This is a genomic window from Aquicella siphonis, assembly GCF_902459485.1.
In the GTDB taxonomy this organism is placed as follows: domain Bacteria; phylum Pseudomonadota; class Gammaproteobacteria; order DSM-16500; family DSM-16500; genus Aquicella; species Aquicella siphonis.
The window spans coordinates 565869-585323 of sequence record NZ_LR699119.1 but is presented as its reverse complement, the minus strand read 5'-3'; the positions used below and the strand labels follow the sequence as shown (position 1 = coordinate 585323).

Below are 19455 nucleotides of genomic sequence, written 5' to 3'. Positions count from 1 at the left end.
TATTCATGTCAGGGTTCGCGCCTGCTGCAAGGACTGGCACACACGTTCCATTCCTTGCAGCAGCCGCGGTCCGGGGCGGTCTATCAAATCTGCGGGGATAGTGAATAACTGTCCGTTTCTGACAGCCGAAATCCCGGGCCATTTCAACCATTCGGTTTTCCAGCCGGCCTGATCCGCATCGCTCAGAATAACTTGCGGGTCTGCGGCCATGACGGATTCCCGGCTGACTTCAGGCGCGGGAAACCGCGTATCAGCGAACACATTCACGCCGCCGCAAAGTGTAATAATCTCGCTGATCCAGCTGTTTTTGTTGATTGTGATCAGTGCGGGAAAACCGATCTGATAGAAGACACGCAGGCGGGAAACGTGTTGATATTGTTTGGCGAACCGAGCCAAGCGCTGGTTATAGGCGTTTGCAGCATCCTGCGCTTTCTCTTGCTGACCGAGCAGACACCCCAGATTTTGCATGGTGCGCGGAACATCGCTGATTTGCCGCGGCTCGCTGACATAAACCGGAACTCCCATTTTTTTTAACACTTCCAGCGGCCTGGCGAAAGAATTGCCCCACACCACAATCAAATCCGGCCGCAGTGAAATGATTTTTTCAAGATCAATGCCCTGATAAGAACCAACGAGAGGAAGCTGCCGCGCCGCGGGAGGATAATCGCTGCCTTGTATCACACCGGCAATGCGCTCGCCGCCGCCGATAGCGAACAGAATCTCGGTGATATCGGGAGCTAGACTAACGACTCGCCGCGCCGGCTGTTTTAACTGCACAAGATGATGATAATCATCCGCGACACTGCAGACGGCATGAGCGGCAGGGGAACATAAAACCGTCATCATGAAAATCACGGCCGTCCCTGCGGCGCAGCAAATACGCACTGCGGTTCCTCTAGCCCAGCAATACAATAATGGCAACCATCACCAGGGTGATGACGAATGAACGATCCAGCAAGCCGATTGCGTTTTTAACCGCCGCACCCTCGCCTTCAGCCGCATTCTCTGCGCCCAGCGCTGCGGCGCCGCATTCTGTCAGCAGTTTTTCGTTGATATCCAGTGACAGAACTGATTTTTTCCGCCAGCAGGAGAATACTTTCACAAAATGTCCGCCCAGGGCGAACACGCAAGTCAGGATACGGACGGGAATCCAGTCCAGCACAGACTCCACCCATCGCGCTTCTTTCATCTTGTCTGCCGTGACATCACGCGCAGATGGCATTCCTGTTAAAACGGTGACGGCACGATACAATACCGCGCCCGCCGGACCTAGCACCATAAACCAGAATACGATTGCAAACACGCGGCGGTTGGCGGCAATGAAAACCTGATTCAATAACTGGTCAGGACAGGTTTGCGTGTCCTCCCCTTGGGGGGCGCCAAACGCAGCCCGCAGTTTTTGCTTCGCCGCGGAAGCATCTCCCTGCACCAGCGCATTGACACAGGCGAAGGTATCCGCCCAAAGATTTTGCGGACCCAGACAATAGAGAAACACCAGCAGCTGGAATAATAATTCGACAAATCCGAACAAGGCGTCTTTCAGCATGAACTGGACCAACACGGTAACAAACAGGGGAGGAATCAGGGTGACCGCCAGCGACAGATACGGCGGCATGCCTGCGGCACGCTGCGAAACCATGCGCTGATAACCCAGGAACCAGTTCCAGCGCCGCAGATGGCTCCAGTCAAAAAAACGCTCTATCAGCAATGCGATTAATGTCACAATGAAAATCATTTGAGTATTCCTCTCAAGTAAGCCCAGTCAAATGAATGCCCCGGGTCGGTCTTGCGCCCGGGAGCAATATCAGCATGCCCGACGATACGGTCACGCAAAATAGCAGGATAAGCCCGCACCAATGCATTGATTACCTCCCCTAGCTGAGAATACTGCACCGGCTCGTAAGGGATATCATCCGTTCCTTCCAGTTCAATTCCGATGGAAAAATCATTGCAGCGAGCACGGCCATGGAAATGCGACTCGCCTGCATGCCAGGCGCGGCGAGTGAATGGAACAAATTGAATGATTTCACCCGAGCGGCGAATCAGCAGGTGTGCTGACACCCTGAGCGCAGCGATATCAGCAAAAGCAGGATGGGAAGCGAAATCCAGCCGGCCGCAAAAAAAATCCTCAATCGCTCCGGATCCGAATTCTCCCGGCGGGAGACTGATGCCATGGACGACAATCATATCGACAGGCATCCCTTCCGGCCGCTCGTCATGGTGCGGGGAAGGCCGGTAGGCAACAGGCTCAAGCAAGCCTGTTACGGCATTGATTTTAAAGGTGTCTGTCATGACGGTCATTATAATGTGCGCACCGGATTTCGTCATCAGGATTGAATCGGATTTAAAACCCGCCCAGGCACGCGCAAAGCCGGGAACACCACTTTCTCATTGCAAATCCGGTCAAAATATGTAAAAAATGACACCCTTTATGTTCCAGAGTAACCTCGGCATCCTTTCAATGAACCAGTCCAATTGATGAGATAGACTTCCATGCAGCCTGAAGAAATCAAACGATTGATAGAAGCAGGTCTCGCCGGCAGCGAAGCGTTTGTTGACGGCGACGGCGCCCATTTCCTGGCGTGCGTTGTCTGTCCAGCGTTTGCCGGCAAATCCCGCCTGCAAAAACAGCAAATGGTATATGATACTGTAAGAACCCGACTCCTGGATGGCACATTGCACGCGCTTTCCGTGAAAGCCTACACGCCGGAAGAATGGGACCAACTAGACCAAGATGAGAACAAGTAATCATGGAAAAACTGATCATTAAAGGCAACATTCCCTTAAATGGAGAAATCAAGATCTCCGGCGCCAAAAATGCCGCTCTGCCAATTCTGGCAGCCACTTTACTCAGCAGCGCACCCATTCAGATCAGCAATATTCCCCACTTGCAGGACGTCACCACCATCGTCAGCCTGCTGGGCCAGATGGGTGTTCGCATTACACTGGATGAACGCTCCAACATCGAAGTGGACGCATCACGGCTGGAATCCTTTCATGCTCCCTATGAACTCGTGCGCACCATGCGCGCCTCGGTTCTGGTACTGGGACCGCTGTTAAGCCGATTTGGCGAAGCAGAAGTTTCCCTGCCGGGCGGCTGCGCCATCGGAACACGCCCCGTTGACCAGCACCTGAAAGGCATGCAGGCCATGGGCGCGGAAATCCGCATAGAAAATGGCTATATCAAGGCCAAGGCCGCCAAACTGCGCGGCGCAACCATCGTCATGGATATTGTCACTGTCACCGGCACAGAAAATATCATGATGGCCGCAGCCCTCGCGAAAGGACAAACCATCATACATAACGCCGCCCGCGAGCCGGAAGTGGAAGACCTGGCCAACTTCCTGAATACCATAGGCGCGAAAGTCAGCGGAGCGGGAACATCCACCATCGTCATAGACGGCGTGGAGAAACTGGGCGGCGGTCGATATCACGTATTGCCCGACCGTATTGAAACAGGAACTTATCTTGCTGCCGCAACCATTACCCGCGGAAAAATCAAACTTAAAAATACCCGGCCGGACTTGCTGGAATCCATTCTGCTCAAGCTGGAAGAAATCGGTGCGATCATTGATACCGGCATAGACTGGATTTCACTCGACATGAAAGGCCGCAGGCCGTACGCGGCGAACATCAGCACCGCGCCTTATCCTGCATTTCCCACCGATATGCAGGCACAAATGATGGCTGTCAACACGATCGCCGAAGGAACCGGGGTCATTACCGAAACCGTGTTTGAAAACCGCTTCATGCATGTGCAGGAATTACAGCGCATGGGCGCGAATATCGCCTTGAAAGGCAACACGGCTATCTGTACCGGCTCGGATCATCTGCATGGCGCGCCGGTCATGGCGACCGATTTGCGCGCATCCGCCAGCCTGGTGCTGGCCGGCCTCGCGGCGCATGGCGAAACCACCATAGACCGTATATATCACATAGACCGCGGCTATGAATGCATAGAAGAAAAACTCGCGCAGCTGGGAGCGCAAATTCACCGCATTCCCTCGGAGCATAGAGAGTAATGAAAGCGTATGCCATGCTGATCGTTTTATTGACGCTCCCCGCGCTCTCAGCGGGTGCGAACCAGAGCGACCTGGAAAAACTCGCGCCGTTAACACAGCCGCATCCGGGCAGGCTGGATTTATCCAGCGCCGACTTGCGCAGTTATCAATTCACGCCCGGCAAGGTTGATTTGCAAAATGCCAACCTGTCCCATAGCAATTTGTCCGGCATGGATTTATCCAAAATGAATCTGGGCGGCGCGGATTTGAGCTTTGCCGACTTGTCCAACACCAGACTGAACCAGGTCAATCTGGCAGGCGCAAATCTTGATCATGCCAATCTGAGCGGCGCGCAATTGCAGCAAACTGATTTGACTCGCGCCAACCTGAGTTTCGCGGATTTGTCCGCGAGTAATCTGACGCAGGCGGTATTGACAAAAGCCAACCTGCAATGCGCCAACCTCAATCGGGCCGATCTGACCCGCTCCCGATTCAATGAAGCCGTGATATCCGGCGCCACTTTTGTCAATACGGTAACAGCGGATATCACCGGCTATGACTCCATCGTCGAAAACACGGTCAACTGCGATTCTCAGGCCAGGTAAAAATCCAGCGTCTTGCGCAGCCCGGTTTCCATATTAACGCGCGGTTCCCAGCCCAGTTGTTCGCGCGCATGCTGTATGGATGGAACCCGCAGCGACACATCCTGGTAACCTTCGCCAAAATAATTTTTCGCCTCCACGTCAATCAGCCTGACCCCCCGCGCCTTGTCTGCGTACTTCGGGTAATGCGTTGTAATAAACCGCACCAGCATTTCCGCCAGACTGCGTATGGAAATATTTTCCACCGGATTGCCAATATTGAAAATCCTGTTATGCGCGGCGTTATCCTTGTTTTCAATAATGCGCAGCAAAGCCTCGATACCATCTTCGATGTAGGTAAAACAACGCTGCTGAGCACCGCCGTTCACCAGATTGATGTTTTCTCCGCGCAAGATATTGCCGATGAACTGGGTCAACACGCGGGAACCGCCCGGTTTGGGATTGAAAACATTATCCAGCCTGGGACCGTACCAGTTGAAGGGACGAAACAGGGAGTAAGACAAACTCTTGTGTTTGCCCATGGCATAAATCACCCTGTCCATCAATTGTTTTGAAGTTGAATAAATCCAGCGTTCCTTGCTGACAGGGCCGGTAACCAGATGGCTCTTTTCTTCGTCGAATTCCGGATCCGGGCACATGCCGTAAACTTCCGAAGTGGAAGGAAAAATGACCCGCTTGTGATGGTCCGCGCACAATCTTACCACTTCGAGATTGGCTTCAAAATCCAGTTCAAACACACGCAGCGGATCCTGCACATACAAAGCGGGTGTTGCGACCGCGACCAGGGGCAATACCACATCGCATTTTTCAACATGTTCACGCACCCATTGTTTTTCCCGTGTCATATCACCTGCAGCAAAATGAAACCGCGGCTGGTTCACGCAATGGCCCAGCTTGTCTTGCGCGAGATCCATCGCGTGCACGGTCCAGGAAGTTTTGGCAAGAATTGTTTCGCTTAAATGACTGCCAATGAAACCGTTGGCGCCAAGAATCAAAATTTTCATAAGGGTACCTGATCAAGAATTAAAAAGGGTATACATCACATCCAGCACTCTATCGTGTTCCGCATCGGTCATCCCTGGGAATAATGGCAGGCTGACTATCCGCTCGCACACGTCTTCGGCGTTCGGATAATCTCCGAGATTAAAACCGAATGCCTGGCGGTAATACGGATAAAGATGGACCGCGCGGTAATGCAATCCCGTGCCAATATTCTTTTCTTTCATCGCCTGCATGAATTCATTGCGATTCATGCCTGCGGCATCTTCATTGATAAGAGGCGTATAAATATGCCATGAATGCAAATGATCAAAAACCGGGCGCTGCGGCAGCGTCCATTGAGGCCAGTCAGACAATGCCTGCTGGTAACGCGCGGCCAGCTCATTGCGGCGCACGATGAATCCGCCGAGTTCCCGAAGCTGATGAATGCCTATGGCGGCCTGAATATCCATCATGTTGGATTTATAACCCGGCAGCACGATTTCATAATCCTGGGTGCCGCTTTTACCGTAGCGGTTCCACGCCTGACGGTCTATGCCGTGAAAGCGCAGACGGGCAATCTGATCAGCCATCTGCTGATCGCGGGTGATCACGCATCCGCCTTCGCCGGTGGTCATGTTTTTATTGGGGTGAAAACTGAAGACTTGCGTATCGCCAAAACTGCCAATGCGCCTGCCCTTGTATTCCGTTCCTATCGCATGCGCCGCATCTTCCAGAACACGCAGCCCATGCCGGCCGGCGATCTCATACAAGGGATCCAGGTCAACGGGCAGCCCGGCGAAATGCACAGGTAACACGACACGGGTACGCGGGGTGATCGCGCTTTCGAGCAAATTGATATCCATGTTTAACGTGCGCGGATCAATATCTACCAGAACAGGCTTTCCGCCAGCGAGGACAATAGTGTTAAGCGTGGCCGCGAAAGTCAATGGGGTGGTGATGACTTCATCCCCAGGTTCAAGATGCATGGCCAATAATGACAAATGCAGCCCGGTTGTCGCGGACATCAGCGGCAAGGCATAAGGGGCATTGAAATAGTTTTTGAGATCGTCGGTGAATTGAGCGACTTTCGGGCCGGTCGCGATCCAGCCGCTTTTTAAACAGGCGACGACATCATCGATCGCGGCCTGGCTGATGGAAGGCTTTGAAAACGGTAAAAATTCTTCTGACATGGTTTTCTCTCTATGATTATCCAAGCTCACAGACTTCTCAGGCACCGCGTGCCACCAGATACACACCCGCAATGATAATGAATATTCCCAGCATGCGCACCGAGGTCAGGGGTTCCCCAAACAGATAATACGCAGCGAGCGCATTGACGATATAACCGATGCTCAGCATGGGATAGGCAAAGCTGACTTGTACACGGGACAAAACCAGCAGCCATACAGCCACGCTGACGACATACATGAACAACCCGGTAATGATGGGGGGATTAGCCATGACTTTCACCCCGATAGGCAATGCGTTTGAGACGGTAAATTCGAAATGGCCGATCTGGCTCATGCCGGCCTTGAGCAGCAACTGGGCCCCGGCATTCAGCATAACCCCGCAAAGTATGAGGGCGAATATCATCATGAAAATAACCTTTTGATTTTTAGTAATATTTCTATCTATCAACGCGGCAAATCCCCACGCAGACGACCAACGGGGAAACACCCTCTCTCTTCCTGACTGATCATCTGATGTCGTCTTTATGCCGCTGAGAGTATACAAAATTTTCAAATCAATTTACACATTCGCGGGGAAATTAGATATAATGAACGCCATTTTAACAACCGGGGGCTCAAGCCCCCGGAAATTCCTAATCATTCAAGAACAAAGAGGTATGATCATGACTATTCTTGTTGGCAAAAAAGCCCCCGATTTCACTGCTGCCGCTGTCATGGCAAACGGCGAGATCAATGGCAGCTTCAATCTGCACCAGGCCATTGAAAAAAAATACGGCATTCTTTTCTTTTACCCCCTGGATTTCACCTTTGTCTGTCCGTCTGAATTGATCGCCCTGGACAACCGCATCCAGGAATTCGAATCCCGCAATACCCTGGTCATGGGCATTTCCATTGATTCTCAATTCTCGCATAACGCATGGCGCAACACCCCCGTCGCAAACGGCGGCATCGGACCCGTGCGCTATCCGCTGGTCGCTGATGTTAACCATCAAATCTGCCAGGCTTACGGCGTGGAACATCCTACCGCCCACGTTGCTCTGCGCGGCGCGTTTGTGATTGATAAACAAGGCATTGTGCGCTCGCAAATCGTTAATGATTTGCCGCTGGGACGCAATGTGGATGAATTATTGCGGCTGATAGATGCGCTGGATTTCCATGAAAAACACGGCGAAGTCTGCCCGGCTAACTGGAGTAAAGGCAAAACCGGCATCAAGCCGACCACGGAAGGCATTGCCAATTATCTTTCCAGTGAAGCTCAATCTCTTTAAGAGTTTCCGTCAGCAGTTTTCCCGCGCGTAATCGTGCGGGAAAGCCGCGGCGCGTAAAATCAGCCAAACTGACCAAACGCCGCACCACTTCATCATCCCTGTGTTAGTTTCCCCATTTGTTTGCGATATGGCAAAACAGTTCCGCTGTGCGCTCGGCGTCATAGATGGCCGAGTGTGCCTGCTGGATGTCAAACGGAACTCGCGCCCGGCGCGCGGCACGGGCTAGCACGGTTTCACCCAGCGCGACAGCGGACAAGGAAGCGGTATCGAAGGTAGTGAACGTATGGAAAGGATTTTGCCTGACAGCAGACCGCTTGGCGGCGGCAAGAATAAAGCTCAGGTCAAACCAGGCATTGTGTCCAACCAGAACAGCGCGGTAACACGCGGTTTTCTCCAGTTGCCGGCGAATCTCGGCAAAAATCCTGTACAAGGCCTGGCGCTCGGGAATGGCAAAACGCAGGGGATGGAAGGGATCGATACCGGTTATTTCCAAAGCTTCTTTTTCCAGGCGCGCGCCGATAAATGGCTCCACATGACAGGCAAAAGTCTGATCACGAAAAAGCCGTCCTTCGCCATTCATGGCAAGTGTCACGGCTGCAATTTCCAGCAGCGCATCCGTGGCCGGATTCAATCCGGAAGTCTCCACATCAATGACGACAGGTAACAGACCGCGAAAGCGGCGCGATAAGATAGTTGCTTTATTATTCATTTTTTCTCTAGTCAAAAGCCGGGTTTTCAATAAAATAGGGTCACAATATCGATAACACTAAAAAACCATACGGGAAGAATATGCTGACAACCACACTTCAAACCAAATCCAGTCCTCTGCGCGATCTTATCACAAAAGCCTACAGAATGAATGAGTCAGAATGTGTAGACTTCCTCTTGTCACAGGCTGTCCTTCCTGACCGCTCCCGCACGCAAGTGACAGAAACCGCCAAACAACTGGTCGCTGAAACCAGGGAATATAAAAAACGCCAGGGTAAAATCGACACCCTGCTGCATCAATATGACTTGTCCACTGAGGAAGGCATCGCCTTGATGTGCCTGGCAGAAGCCTTGCTGCGCATTCCCGATAAGGCCACCATGGATAAATTCATCAGTGACAAGCTGTCCACCGTGGAGTGGAAAAACCATTTAAATTCCGGCAATTCCCTGTTTGTGAATGCCGCCACCTGGTCGTTGCTGCTCACCGGCAAGGTCTACGCGCCCGCCCTGGATACCCAGAAATCCCTGCCCAGCTCGCTCAAGCGCGCCACCAGCCGCCTGGGAGCCGCCATGATTCGTCCCGTCATCCTGCAAATGATGAAAGCCATAGGCAAGCAGTTTGTTATGGGCCAGGACATTCATTCTGCCCTGAAAAGAGCGGTAGAGCTTGAAAATACCGGCTATCGGTTTTCCTATGACATGCTGGGCGAGTCCGCGCGCACAGCGGAAGACGCTGAACATTATTTTGCATCCTATGTGGAAGCAATTGACGCCATCGGCAAGGCGGCGAACGCCGGCAGTCCGGCGAAAAACCCCGGTATTTCAGTCAAATTGTCCGCTCTTCACCCCCGCTATGAATATACCCATGATGACCGCGTCATGAAGGAATTGCCTCCGCTTCTGCTGACACTCGCGCAACAGGCAAAAAAATACAATATCGGCCTGACGGTCGACGCCGAAGAAGCGGACCGCCTGGACCTGTCACTCGACATTTTCGAAAAAGTCTTTTCCGATGCTTCTCTAAAGGGTTGGGAAGGCCTGGGATTGGCGGTGCAAGCCTATCAGAAACGCGCCTACTATGTGATCGACTGGCTGCGCGACCTCTCCAGACAGCAGGGGCGGCGCATGATGGTACGCCTGGTCAAGGGCGCATACTGGGACGCAGAAATCAAACTGAGCCAGATGCAGGGCCAGATAGATTACCCGGTCTTCACACGAAAAAATTCGACGGACGTCTCTTATCTCGCCTGCGCGAAAAAACTCCTTGCCCATCCGGACTGCTTTTTTTCCCAGTTTGGCACACACAACGCCTACTCGGCCGCTGCGATCATGGAAATCGCCGGCAATCATACCGAATTCGAATTTCAATGCCTGCATGGCATGGGACGTCCGCTTTATGACCAGATTGTAGATGCGTTCCGTTTTAACCGTCCCTGCCGGATTTACGCGCCTGTTGGCACACACAAGGATTTACTGGGTTATCTTGTGAGAAGATTGCTGGAAAACGGCGCCAACAGTTCGTTTATCAACAAACTGGCGGACGACTCCACCCCCGTTGAAAAAATAGTGGATGATCCTGTTGCCCGTATCGCGGCGCTGGCAAGCAAGCCTCATCCTCGTATTCCGCTGCCCAGAGATATTTATCAGTACTGGCAAAATTCACGCGGGATGGACTTGTCTAACCCTGAACAACGAACCGCGCTCAAGCAGCAACTGGATGAAGCCGTAAAAGAACCCTGGATAGCCGCGCCCATTGTTAACGGCGCAGTGCGGGTGAATGCAAACAGCCGGCCCGTTACCTCTCCTGCTGACGCAAATCGCGTCATTGGCCAGGTCAGCACGGCCAGTCAGGCCGATGTGCAAGCCGCGCTGGAAGCCGCAGCCCATTCTGCCAGAAGCTGGGCTGAAACCCCTGTCATGGAGCGCGCAGCCATACTCGAGCGTGCGGCGGAATTGTTCGAACAGGAAATGCCCGGCCTGATGGCCGTCATTAATCAGGAAGGCGGCCGCTGCATCATGGATTGCATATCCGAAGTCAGGGAAGCAGTGGATTTCTGCCGTTATTACGCTTACCGCGCCAGGCAAGATCTCGCCCCAGTGACCTTGCCCGGTCCCACGGGAGAAGCCAACCAGCTCAGCCTGCATCCGCGCGGCGTTATTGCCTGTATCAGTCCCTGGAATTTCCCTATGGCTATTTTCACCGGCCAGATTGTCGCCGCACTGGTGACAGGCAATCCCGTCATCGCAAAGCCGGCTGAACAAACTCCGTTGACCGCATTCCGTATCATTCAATTACTGCACCAGGCGGGCATTCCTCCCTCTGTGCTGCATTTACTCACTGGCGCAGGCAGCGAAGTGGGCGCCAGCTTGGTCAAGGACACGCGCGTCGCCGGTGTCATGTTTACAGGTTCCACTGAAACCGCAAAGTATATTGAACAATCCCTCGCCCATCGTTCCGGGCCTATCGCCATGTTCATCGCCGAAACAGGCGGTCAGAATGCCATGATTGTCGATTCCTCGGCACTGGCAGAACAAACGGTCATTGATATCGCGCACTCCGCGTTCAATAGCGCAGGCCAGCGCTGTTCCGCCCTGCGCGTGTTATTTGTGCAGGAAGAAATGGCGCCCAAACTATTATCCATGCTGAAAGGCTATATGGCGGAATTGACGGTGGGCGATCCAAGCCAGCTTTCCACCGACATTGGCCCGGTCATTGACAGCGACGCCCTGAAAATGCTGCAAAACCATTATTCCAGCATGAACCAGCAGGGACGTCTGATTGCCCAGGTTCCCATGCGAAAAACGGGACCGGGTCACTTTTTCGCGCCCTGCGTGTTTGAAATCACAGATTTAAACCTGCTCAAAGGAGAAGTCTTTGGGCCGATTCTGCACGTCATCCGCTACCAGGCAAACGAACTGGATAAAGTCATGGAGTCTATAATCCATACCGGATATGGTTTAACATTGGGTATACACAGCCGGATTGATGCGACTATTCAATACATCGCAAACCGCATGCCGGTCGGAAATATTTATGTCAACCGCAACATGATAGGCGCGGTGGTAGGTGTACAGCCTTTCGGCGGCGAACGCCTGTCAGGTACCGGGCCCAAGGCCGGCGGCCCTCATTATTTGCCGCGGCTGTGTCAGGAGCGGGCTGTGTCAAACAATACTACGGCGGTCGGCGGAAACGCGCGCCTGGTTTCGCTGCTTGAGGATGATTGATGCCGCAAAACATTCATACCATCTCGCATATCATCTTCCTGATTTTCTTCGGGACAGCCATCCTCTCGACGGTTGCGTTATTCACACGGCAATCTCTGCTGGTGGCTTATATCGTGCTGGGCGCCATTCTGGGCCCGTGGGGATTAAAGCTGGTCAGCAACAGTGAAGTCATCAAACAGGCTGGCGACATAGGCATCATCTTTCTGTTGTTTTTACTGGGGCTGCATCTGCAGCCGCAAAACCTGTTTCACTCGCTGCGCAAGATGAGCCTGATCACGCTGGTCAGTTCGCTCATTTTTTTCGGTACCGGTTTTATTACCTGTTATACATTCGGTTTTAACTTTGAGGAAAGCCTGGTCATAGGCATCGCGACCATGTTTTCCAGCACCATTATCGGATTGAAACTCTTGCCGACAACCATCCTGCATCATCAGCATACTGGCGAACTCGTCATCAGCATACTGCTGCTGCAGGATATCATCGCCATCGGCGCGATTCTCGCCATACAGATCATCTCCAGTCACAACGGCCCCAACAATCTGACACTCATCATCAGCGCGTTTCCTGTTCTGCTCACGGTCGCTTATCTCTTTCAGCGATACATCTTGCGCTGGCTGCTGGAAAAATTCGACAAAATTCATGAATACATTTTCATTCTTTCCATAGGCTGGTGTTTGTTCATGGCAGAATTCAGTCACTCATTCGGCTTATCAGAAGAGATTGGCGCGTTTATCGCCGGCGTTGCGCTCGCTTCCAATCCGATTTCCTTTTATATCGCGGAAAGCCTGAAACCTTTGCGCGATTTCTTTCTCGTTCTGTTTTTCTTTTCCATAGGCGCGAGTTTTAATTTTGGTTTCTTCAGCCAGGTGTTTGCTCCCGCCTGCATCCTGGCGGGCTTTATCCTGCTGCTAAAGCCCATGATCTTCAGCTGGCTTCTGTACCGGTCAGGCGAGGTCAAATCAGTCAGCTGGGAAATCGGTGTGCGCCTGGGACAAATGAGCGAATTTTCCCTCCTGGTTATCTATATGGCGCTGGAATCTCATCTCATGACGCCGCTCACCGCTTATATGGCGCAAGCCGCGATCATTATCACCTTTATCAGCTCCTGCTACTGGACCGTCATGCGCTATCCAACCCCGCTGGCCGCCACAGACAGACTGCGAAGGGATTAATCAGGCTGCCTGATTAACGTCATTGATTCCCGGGGCGTCTGCCGGCTGAAATTTGCCAGCAAAAATACTTGAAATCCGCTATAATAATCACACTTAAAATAAAACATATGATTACATGACACTGGAGCGACCGCATGGGCACACATTCCCATCATGACCACAGCCACTCGCACGCTCAGGCGCACGGACACCGACACAGCCACGGTGATGCACGCTCATTTAATACTGCGTTCGCCATCGCGGTGACTCTCACTCTCGCATACACCTTGTCCGAAGCCGGTTATGCGTTTTATGCCAACTCCCTGAGCCTGCTTGCCGACGCAGTGCATAATCTCGGGGATGTGCTGGGACTGATGCTGGCCTGGATAGCCAACTGGCTGCTCACTATTCCCGCCCGCAAGCGTTATAGCTACGGCTTCAGACGCACGACCATCATTGCCGCGCTCGCAAACGCTTTCATCCTGGTCGCGACTTCCGCCGTCATTGCGTATGAATCAGTTTACAAGTTCTTTCATCTGACTGCCGTGAATGAAACCGTCGTCATCGTGATTGGTATCATAGGCGTATTCGTGAATATTGGCGCTTCACTCCTGTTCATGCGCGGAGCCCGGGATGACATTAACATCAAGGGCGCGTTTCTGCATCTCATGGCGGACGCACTGATTCTGGTCGGCGTGGTGGTCTCCGCGATCGTTATCCGATACACCGACTGGCACTGGATCGATCCCGCGATGGGTTTGCTCATAGTCGGAATCGTGTTATGGGGCACGTGGGAGTTGCTGCGGGATTCTGTCATTCTGCTGCTGGATGCCATTCCGCATTACATCGATCACATGGGCGTCAAAAATTATCTGCATAACCTGCCGGGCGTCAAGGCTGTCCACGATCTGCATATCTGGGGATTGAGCACACGTGAAGTCGCGCTTACCGCCCATCTCATCATGCCGGATACTCCTCTGACGGATGCGGACTATAAAAAAATCAACGACACCTTGCACCACCAGTTCAAAATCAGTCACGCCACATTGCAAGTCGAATCCGGAAGCAAAGAAGATCCCTGCAGACGTTCGGAAACGTGTTAAGGAGTGTTCATCCATGGATTATGAACTTGACCTCGACGATGAGGGCAAGCCGTACCTGAAAGTTGCGCTGACGGACTACGCGCTCATGGCTAACTCCCTGCTCAACAAAGGTATGTCTTTCACCAGAAATGAGCGGGAACAGTTTGGATTGATAGGGCTGCTGCCTCCACACATATCCAATCTGGAAACACAGAGAGAACGTTCTTATCTGGCGGTGACAGGCAAACCAACAGACCTGGAAAAATATGTTTACTTGCGTGACCTGCAGGACTCCAATGAAACCCTGTTTTATGATTTGCTCTGCCATCACATTGAGGAATTACTGCCTATCATTTACACCCCCACAGTAGGTCTTGGCTGCCAGCGCTTCAGTCATGTATACCGGCGGCCGCGCGGCGTTTTTATCGCCTACCCCTATCTTAATGAGATTGACAGAATTCTTGCCAACCCCCGGTTTGATCATGTACGGACCATTGTAGTATCAGACGGCGAACGTATCCTGGGCCTGGGCGACCAGGGCGCGGGCGGCATGGGCATCCCTATCGGCAAGCTCGCGCTCTACACCACCTGCGCCGGACTGCATCCTTCCACCACGCTGCCAGTCCTGCTGGATACCGGCACCAATAACCCTGACTTGCTCAAGGATCCGCTTTACATCGGCTGGAAACATGAACGAGTACGCGGTGATGACTACGCCCGCCTGATCGACGCCTTTGTCACAGCGGTGAAAAAACGATTTCCTCATGTATTACTGCAATGGGAAGATTTCGCGCAGTTAAATGCCAATCCTCTGCTGGAGCGCTACCGTGGCCAGCTATGCACGTTTAATGACGACATACAAGGCACCGCTGCTGTCACCGCAGGAACCTTGTTCGCCGCCATTCATGTCACGGGGACACGCTTGCGCGACCAGCGTATTGTCATCGCTGGCGCGGGCTCCGCCGGATGCGGCATCAGCAGTCTCATCATGCGGGCGATGATAAAAGACGGCCTGACCGAAAGTGAGGCGAGAAAGCGTTTTTTCCTGATCGACAGACAGGGTCTGCTCACTGATGACATGACAGGCCTCCTGCCTTTTCAAAAACCTTTCGCGCATTCCCGCAGCGAGATTGCGCACTGGCCAGGCGGACATAACCAGCCGCCCGGCCTGAAAGAAACAGTGCAAAACGTTCATCCCACCGTTCTTATCGGCGTTTCCGGACAACCGCGCATTTTCACTGAAGAAATTATCCGCGACATGGCCGCGCATGTTGAGCGTCCCGTGATTTTTCCCTTGTCAAATCCCATCTCGATGAGCGAAGCATCCTCTGCGGATATCCTGCGCTGGACTCACGACAAAGCCATTATTGGAACCGGCAGTCCGGCAGGCGCGGTGACCCGGTTCGGCAAGTCTTTTCGTATCGACCAGACAAATAATTGTTATATTTTTCCCGGAGTGGGACTGGGTTTGATCGCGGTGAAGTCACGTCTTGTCACCGATGAAATGTTCATGGCAGCTGCAAGCGCATTGGCTGATGCCTCTCCCTCAAAACGGGATCCCGACGCCAACTTGCTGGCGCCGCTCAGCGAAATACGCAAGATTTCATTACATATCGCGATCGCGGTGGCAAAAGAAGCCATTGCTGCCGGCCTCGCTGAATTCAATGATATCGGCAACCTTGAAGAGCACATACGCCGCCACATGTGGACACCTGCTTATTTACCCTACCGGAAAATCTAAGCCAGCATTTCATGTAATCGGGAATCCAGAACCAGGGTTCATGGTTCGAGACGCCGCTGACGCGGCTCCTCACCACGAACGGGATTTTCACCACCGCTGAACGCGGCTCCTCACCACGAACGGGAAACACTAAACCCGTTCGCCCTGAGGAGGACACGTCAGTGTCCGTCTCGAAGGGCCTGTCCTGAGGAGGCACGCAGTGCCGTCTCGAAGGGCCTGTCCTGACGTCATGCTTGTCATTCCCGCGCAAGCGGGAATCCGTTCACCTATGCTTCCAGCTTCTTGTATTTGATACGGTGCGGCTGTGCAGCCTGCTCACCCAGACGGCGCACACGGTCTTCTTCATATTCCGTGTAATTGCCGGTGAAAAAGCTGACTGTGCTGTCGCCTTCAAACGCGAGAATGTGCGTTGATATGCGATCCAGAAACCAGCGGTCGTGAGAGATGACCATCACGCATCCCGGGAAACTCAATATGGCTTCTTCCAGCGCGCGCAAGGTTTCCACATCCAGATCATTAGTCGGCTCGTCCAGCAGCAAGACATTACCGCCGCTGCTAAGCAGCTTCGCCAGATGAACGCGGTTGCGCTCGCCGCCGGAAAGGTCTTTGATAAACTTTTGTTGGTCGGTGCCTTTAAAATTGAAACGGCCCACATACGCCCGCGAAGGCATTTGAAAGCTGCCTATGGTCATCACTTCCTGTTCATTCGCGATTTCCTGCCATACGGTTTTCTGCCCATTCAGCGCATCGCGGCTTTGGTCCACATAAGACATGACGACCGCATTGCCGATACGAAAGTCGCCGCTGTCAGGCACATCCAGACCGGCCAGGATTTTAAACAATGTCGATTTGCCCGCGCCGTTTGGCCCTATAATACCGACAACGGCACCAGGCGGAATTTTAAAACTCAAGTCTTCAAACAGGACGCGGTCACCGAAACGCTTGGTGAGGTGATTGGCTTCAATGACCAGATCGCCGAGACGCGGACCAGGTGGAATATAGAGTTCCTGGGTTTCGCTGCGTTTCTGGAATTCCTTTGAGTTCAATTCTTCAAAGCGCGCGAGACGCGCCTTGCTCTTGGCATGTCTTCCCTTGGGATTGGTCCGCACCCATTCCAGTTCAGCCTTGATGGCTTTTTGATGCGCGGTTTGCTGGCGCTCTTCCTGTTCCAGCCGCTTTTCCTTTTGCTCCAGCCAGGAAGAATAATTGCCTTCGTAGGGAATACCTTGTCCACGGTCCAGCTCCAGTATCCATCCCGCCACATTATCCAGAAAATAGCGGTCATGCGTCACCGCCACCACCGTCCCGGGATAATCATGCAGGAAGCGCTCAAGCCAGGCGACGCTTTCCGCATCCAGGTGGTTGGTTGGTTCATCCAGCAAGAGCATATCAGGCTTTGACAGTAACAGCCGGCACAAGGCGACACGACGGCGCTCGCCGCCGGAAATCTTGGTCACATCTGCGTCCCAGGGCGGCAAGCGCAGCGCATCCGCAGCGATTTCAAGCTTTCTATCCAGGTCCCAGGCATTGGCGGCATCAATTTTTTGCTGCAAGTCGCCTTGTTCCTCCAGGAGTTTATTCATTTCATCTTCGCTCATGGGCTCAGCGAACTTCATGCTGATATCGTTAAAACGTTCAAGCAGCGCCAGCGCCTCTCCCACGCCTTCTTCCACGTTGCCGCGCACGTTTTTATTGGGATCAAGATACGGTTCTTGCGAAAGATAGCCGATTTTAATGCCGGGAAGCGGGCGCGCCTCGCCCACGATTTCCTTGTCCAGGCCGGCCATGATTTTTAACAGTGTGGATTTGCCCGATCCATTCAACCCTAGCACCCCGATCTTGGCGCCGGGATAAAATGATAACCAGATGTTTTTCAGGATTTCGCGTTTGGGCGGAACAACCTTGCCTACGCCTTGCATTGTATAAATGTATTGTGCCATGTGTGCTTTGCTGTTTTATTGGTAAGAGTTAACGAGAGGCGCATTATCGTCTAATTTGCCGGTTTCGCCAATAAAAACCCGTTTGGGGAGAACAAAAAACCTTGGCCGCCCCCGAAATAACCTGAAAGATGCGGTGTTCTTATCCTTTCACGCACGCCAGCGGCCGCAAATACGCAACACGCCGGGCCAGCCCGCCCGCCTCGGTCGCCTCCGCGACCATATCCACATCTTTGTACGCTCCCGGCGCTTCTTCCGCGACGCCCCGCAGGGTAGCAGTGCGAATATATATTCCCTTGCGTTCCAACTCATCAATCAGTTCCCGACCGCGCCATTTTTTCAGCGCCTGGTTGCGGCTCATTCTTCTTCCGGCACCGTGACTGGCTGACGCAAACGCCTGATTGAGATCAGAAGGATTGCCTGCCAGCAGATAAGATCCTGTCCCCATGCTGCCCCCGATAAAAACCGGCTGGCCTGCCGCTTGATAGCGCGCCGGCAAATCCGCGTGGCCCGGCGGCAAGGCGCGCGTCGCGCCCTTGCGGTGTACATAGACTTCGCGCAGTTTATTCGCGATCCTGTGCTGTTCTTTCTTGCAAGTGTTATGTGAGACATCGTACAGGGTTTCAATCCGCACACCAGACAACAAACGGGAAAGTGTTTCACGCGTAAGATGAGTAATAATCTGACGATTTGCCAGTGCGCAATTGATTCCCGCATTCATGGCGCCCAGATATTGCAAACCTTCTTCCGAGTGAACAGGCGCGCAGGCAAGTTCCCGATCAGGCAAATGAATCCCCAGCCGCTGGGCGGCTTTCGCAAACATGACAAGATAGTCAGAACCGATCTGATGTCCCAGACCGCGTGAACCGCAATGAATGGCTATCAGGATCTGGCCTTCGGCGATTCCAAACGCCGCGGCTGCCTGCCGGTCATACAGCTTTTCCACCACTTCCACTTCGAGATAATGATTGCCCGATCCCAGTGTGCCCATTTCACCTAGCTGCCGTTTTTTCGCATGATCAGAAACAAAATCCGGAACAGCTCCCGGCATACAGCCGTGTTCTTCTATGCAGGCAAGATCTTCTTTCACTCCATACCCTTGCGCGAGCGCCCAATGCGCGCCGCCTTTCATGACATCATCGATGCCTGCCATGGTCAGCCTGATTTCACCCTCCATGCCAACACCCGCGGGAACAGTATCAAACAAATGGTCTGCGATATCCTGAATGTGCGGAATCACATCCGCCGCAAACAGGTTGGTACGCAGACAGCGCACACCGCAGGAAATATCAAATCCCACACCGCCGGCGGAGATAATACCACCCTCCTGCGGATCAAAAGCGGCGACACCGCCTATGGGGAAACCATATCCCCAGTGTGCGTCCGGCATGGTCAGCGCAGGACCAGCCAGGCCCGGCAGTTTGGTGACATTGGAAATCTGTTCCAAAACCTTGTTGTCCATTTCCTCAAGCAACTCCCTGCTGCCGTACAATATCACCGGATGCTCACTGGACATGAGCTGCCAGCGACAGGAATCTATAGGCTTGAGAAATGTCATATCCATTTTGA

General features: G+C 53.0%; 18 protein-coding genes. 9 read left to right on the top strand and 9 right to left on the bottom strand.

Annotation, left to right across the window (positions count from 1 at the left end; all coding sequences use genetic code 11):
- Nucleotides 1-3 precede the first annotated feature (3 nt).
- From AQULUS_RS02785 to ampD, 3 genes are read right to left on the bottom strand one after another with little or no spacing between them, the layout of a single operon-like run.
- Nucleotides 4-885, bottom strand: coding sequence for a cobalamin-binding protein (locus tag AQULUS_RS02785; protein ID WP_148338397.1), 882 nt, complete (start codon nt 883-885; stop codon nt 4-6).
- Between the two features lie 10 nt (nt 886-895).
- Nucleotides 896-1735 (bottom strand): regulatory signaling modulator protein AmpE, encoded by an 840-nt coding sequence (gene ampE, locus AQULUS_RS02780; protein WP_148338396.1) that lies wholly within the window; start codon nt 1733-1735, stop codon nt 896-898.
- Nucleotides 1732-2292 carry a 1,6-anhydro-N-acetylmuramyl-L-alanine amidase AmpD gene (ampD, locus tag AQULUS_RS02775; RefSeq protein WP_148338394.1) on the bottom strand — a complete coding sequence of 187 codons (561 nt, stop codon included), beginning with the start codon at nt 2290-2292 and terminating at the stop codon, nt 1732-1734. Before ampD ends, ampE begins: the two co-directional genes overlap by 4 nt.
- Here ampD and AQULUS_RS13105 point away from each other — a divergent pair.
- The 4 genes from AQULUS_RS13105 (at nt 2291) to AQULUS_RS02760 (ending at nt 4606) form a co-directional block, all read left to right on the top strand.
- A complete protein-coding gene (locus AQULUS_RS13105) occupies nt 2291-2416 on the top strand; it encodes a hypothetical protein (RefSeq protein ID WP_269472862.1) in 126 nt (41 codons plus the stop codon). The genes ampD and AQULUS_RS13105 overlap by 2 nt on opposite strands.
- A 77-nt stretch (nt 2417-2493) precedes the next feature.
- Nucleotides 2494-2748, top strand: a complete 255-nt coding sequence (locus AQULUS_RS02770; RefSeq protein WP_148338392.1) for a BolA family protein — start codon at nt 2494-2496, stop codon at nt 2746-2748.
- Between the two features lie 2 nt (nt 2749-2750).
- Complete coding sequence (gene murA / locus AQULUS_RS02765; protein ID WP_148338390.1) at nt 2751-4022, top strand: UDP-N-acetylglucosamine 1-carboxyvinyltransferase; 1272 nt, start codon at nt 2751-2753, stop codon at nt 4020-4022.
- A complete protein-coding gene (locus AQULUS_RS02760) occupies nt 4022-4606 on the top strand; it encodes a pentapeptide repeat-containing protein (RefSeq protein WP_148338389.1) in 585 nt (194 codons plus the stop codon). Before murA ends, AQULUS_RS02760 begins: the two co-directional genes overlap by 1 nt.
- Here the strand turns inward: AQULUS_RS02760 and AQULUS_RS02755 are convergent.
- Genes AQULUS_RS02755 through AQULUS_RS02745 form a run of 3 tightly spaced genes read right to left on the bottom strand, consistent with a single transcriptional unit; the run spans nt 4594 to nt 7327 of the window.
- Nucleotides 4594-5607: a bifunctional UDP-4-keto-pentose/UDP-xylose synthase gene (locus AQULUS_RS02755; RefSeq protein WP_148338387.1), complete on the bottom strand. Its 1014-nt coding sequence runs from the start codon at nt 5605-5607 to the stop codon at nt 4594-4596. The genes AQULUS_RS02760 and AQULUS_RS02755 overlap by 13 nt on opposite strands.
- A 12-nt stretch (nt 5608-5619) precedes the next feature.
- On the bottom strand, nt 5620-6774 hold the full coding sequence (locus AQULUS_RS02750) for a DegT/DnrJ/EryC1/StrS family aminotransferase (protein ID WP_148340260.1): 1155 nt from the start codon (nt 6772-6774) through the stop codon (nt 5620-5622).
- A gap of 37 nt (nt 6775-6811) precedes the next feature.
- Complete coding sequence (locus AQULUS_RS02745) at nt 6812-7327, bottom strand: EamA family transporter (RefSeq protein WP_197737277.1); 516 nt, start codon at nt 7325-7327, stop codon at nt 6812-6814.
- Between the two features lie 109 nt (nt 7328-7436).
- On the opposite strand from AQULUS_RS02745, the gene AQULUS_RS02740 reads away from it, so the two are divergent.
- Entirely contained in the window at nt 7437-8042 is a 606-nt protein-coding gene (locus AQULUS_RS02740; protein WP_148338385.1) for a peroxiredoxin, read from the top strand.
- 103 nt (nt 8043-8145) lie between these two features.
- On the opposite strand, the gene rnt is transcribed toward AQULUS_RS02740, so the two are convergent.
- Entirely contained in the window at nt 8146-8751 is a 606-nt protein-coding gene (gene rnt, locus AQULUS_RS02735; RefSeq protein WP_148338383.1) for a ribonuclease T, read from the bottom strand.
- Nucleotides 8752-8831: 80 nt separating this feature from the next.
- Here rnt and putA point away from each other — a divergent pair, with 80 nt between their 5' ends.
- From putA to AQULUS_RS02715, 4 genes are all read left to right on the top strand, one after another.
- Nucleotides 8832-11975 (top strand): bifunctional proline dehydrogenase/L-glutamate gamma-semialdehyde dehydrogenase PutA, encoded by a 3144-nt coding sequence (gene putA, locus AQULUS_RS02730; RefSeq protein ID WP_148338381.1) that lies wholly within the window; start codon nt 8832-8834, stop codon nt 11973-11975.
- Nucleotides 11975-13147: a cation:proton antiporter domain-containing protein gene (locus tag AQULUS_RS02725; protein ID WP_408608922.1), complete on the top strand. Its 1173-nt coding sequence runs from the start codon at nt 11975-11977 to the stop codon at nt 13145-13147. The genes putA and AQULUS_RS02725 overlap by 1 nt, the downstream gene beginning before the upstream one ends.
- A 134-nt stretch (nt 13148-13281) precedes the next feature.
- Nucleotides 13282-14229, top strand: coding sequence for a cation diffusion facilitator family transporter (locus AQULUS_RS02720; RefSeq protein WP_148338379.1), 948 nt, complete (start codon nt 13282-13284; stop codon nt 14227-14229).
- A gap of 13 nt (nt 14230-14242) precedes the next feature.
- Entirely contained in the window at nt 14243-15949 is a 1707-nt protein-coding gene (locus AQULUS_RS02715; RefSeq protein ID WP_148338377.1) for an NAD-dependent malic enzyme, read from the top strand.
- A 266-nt stretch (nt 15950-16215) separates the two neighbouring features.
- Here AQULUS_RS02715 and ettA read toward each other — a convergent pair whose 3' ends face one another.
- Both ettA and AQULUS_RS02705 read right to left on the bottom strand, forming a co-directional pair.
- Complete coding sequence (gene ettA, locus AQULUS_RS02710; protein WP_148338375.1) at nt 16216-17889, bottom strand: energy-dependent translational throttle protein EttA; 1674 nt, start codon at nt 17887-17889, stop codon at nt 16216-16218.
- Between the two features lie 139 nt (nt 17890-18028).
- Entirely contained in the window at nt 18029-19450 is a 1422-nt protein-coding gene (locus tag AQULUS_RS02705; RefSeq protein WP_148338373.1) for an RtcB family protein, read from the bottom strand.
- Nucleotides 19451-19455 lie beyond the last annotated feature (5 nt).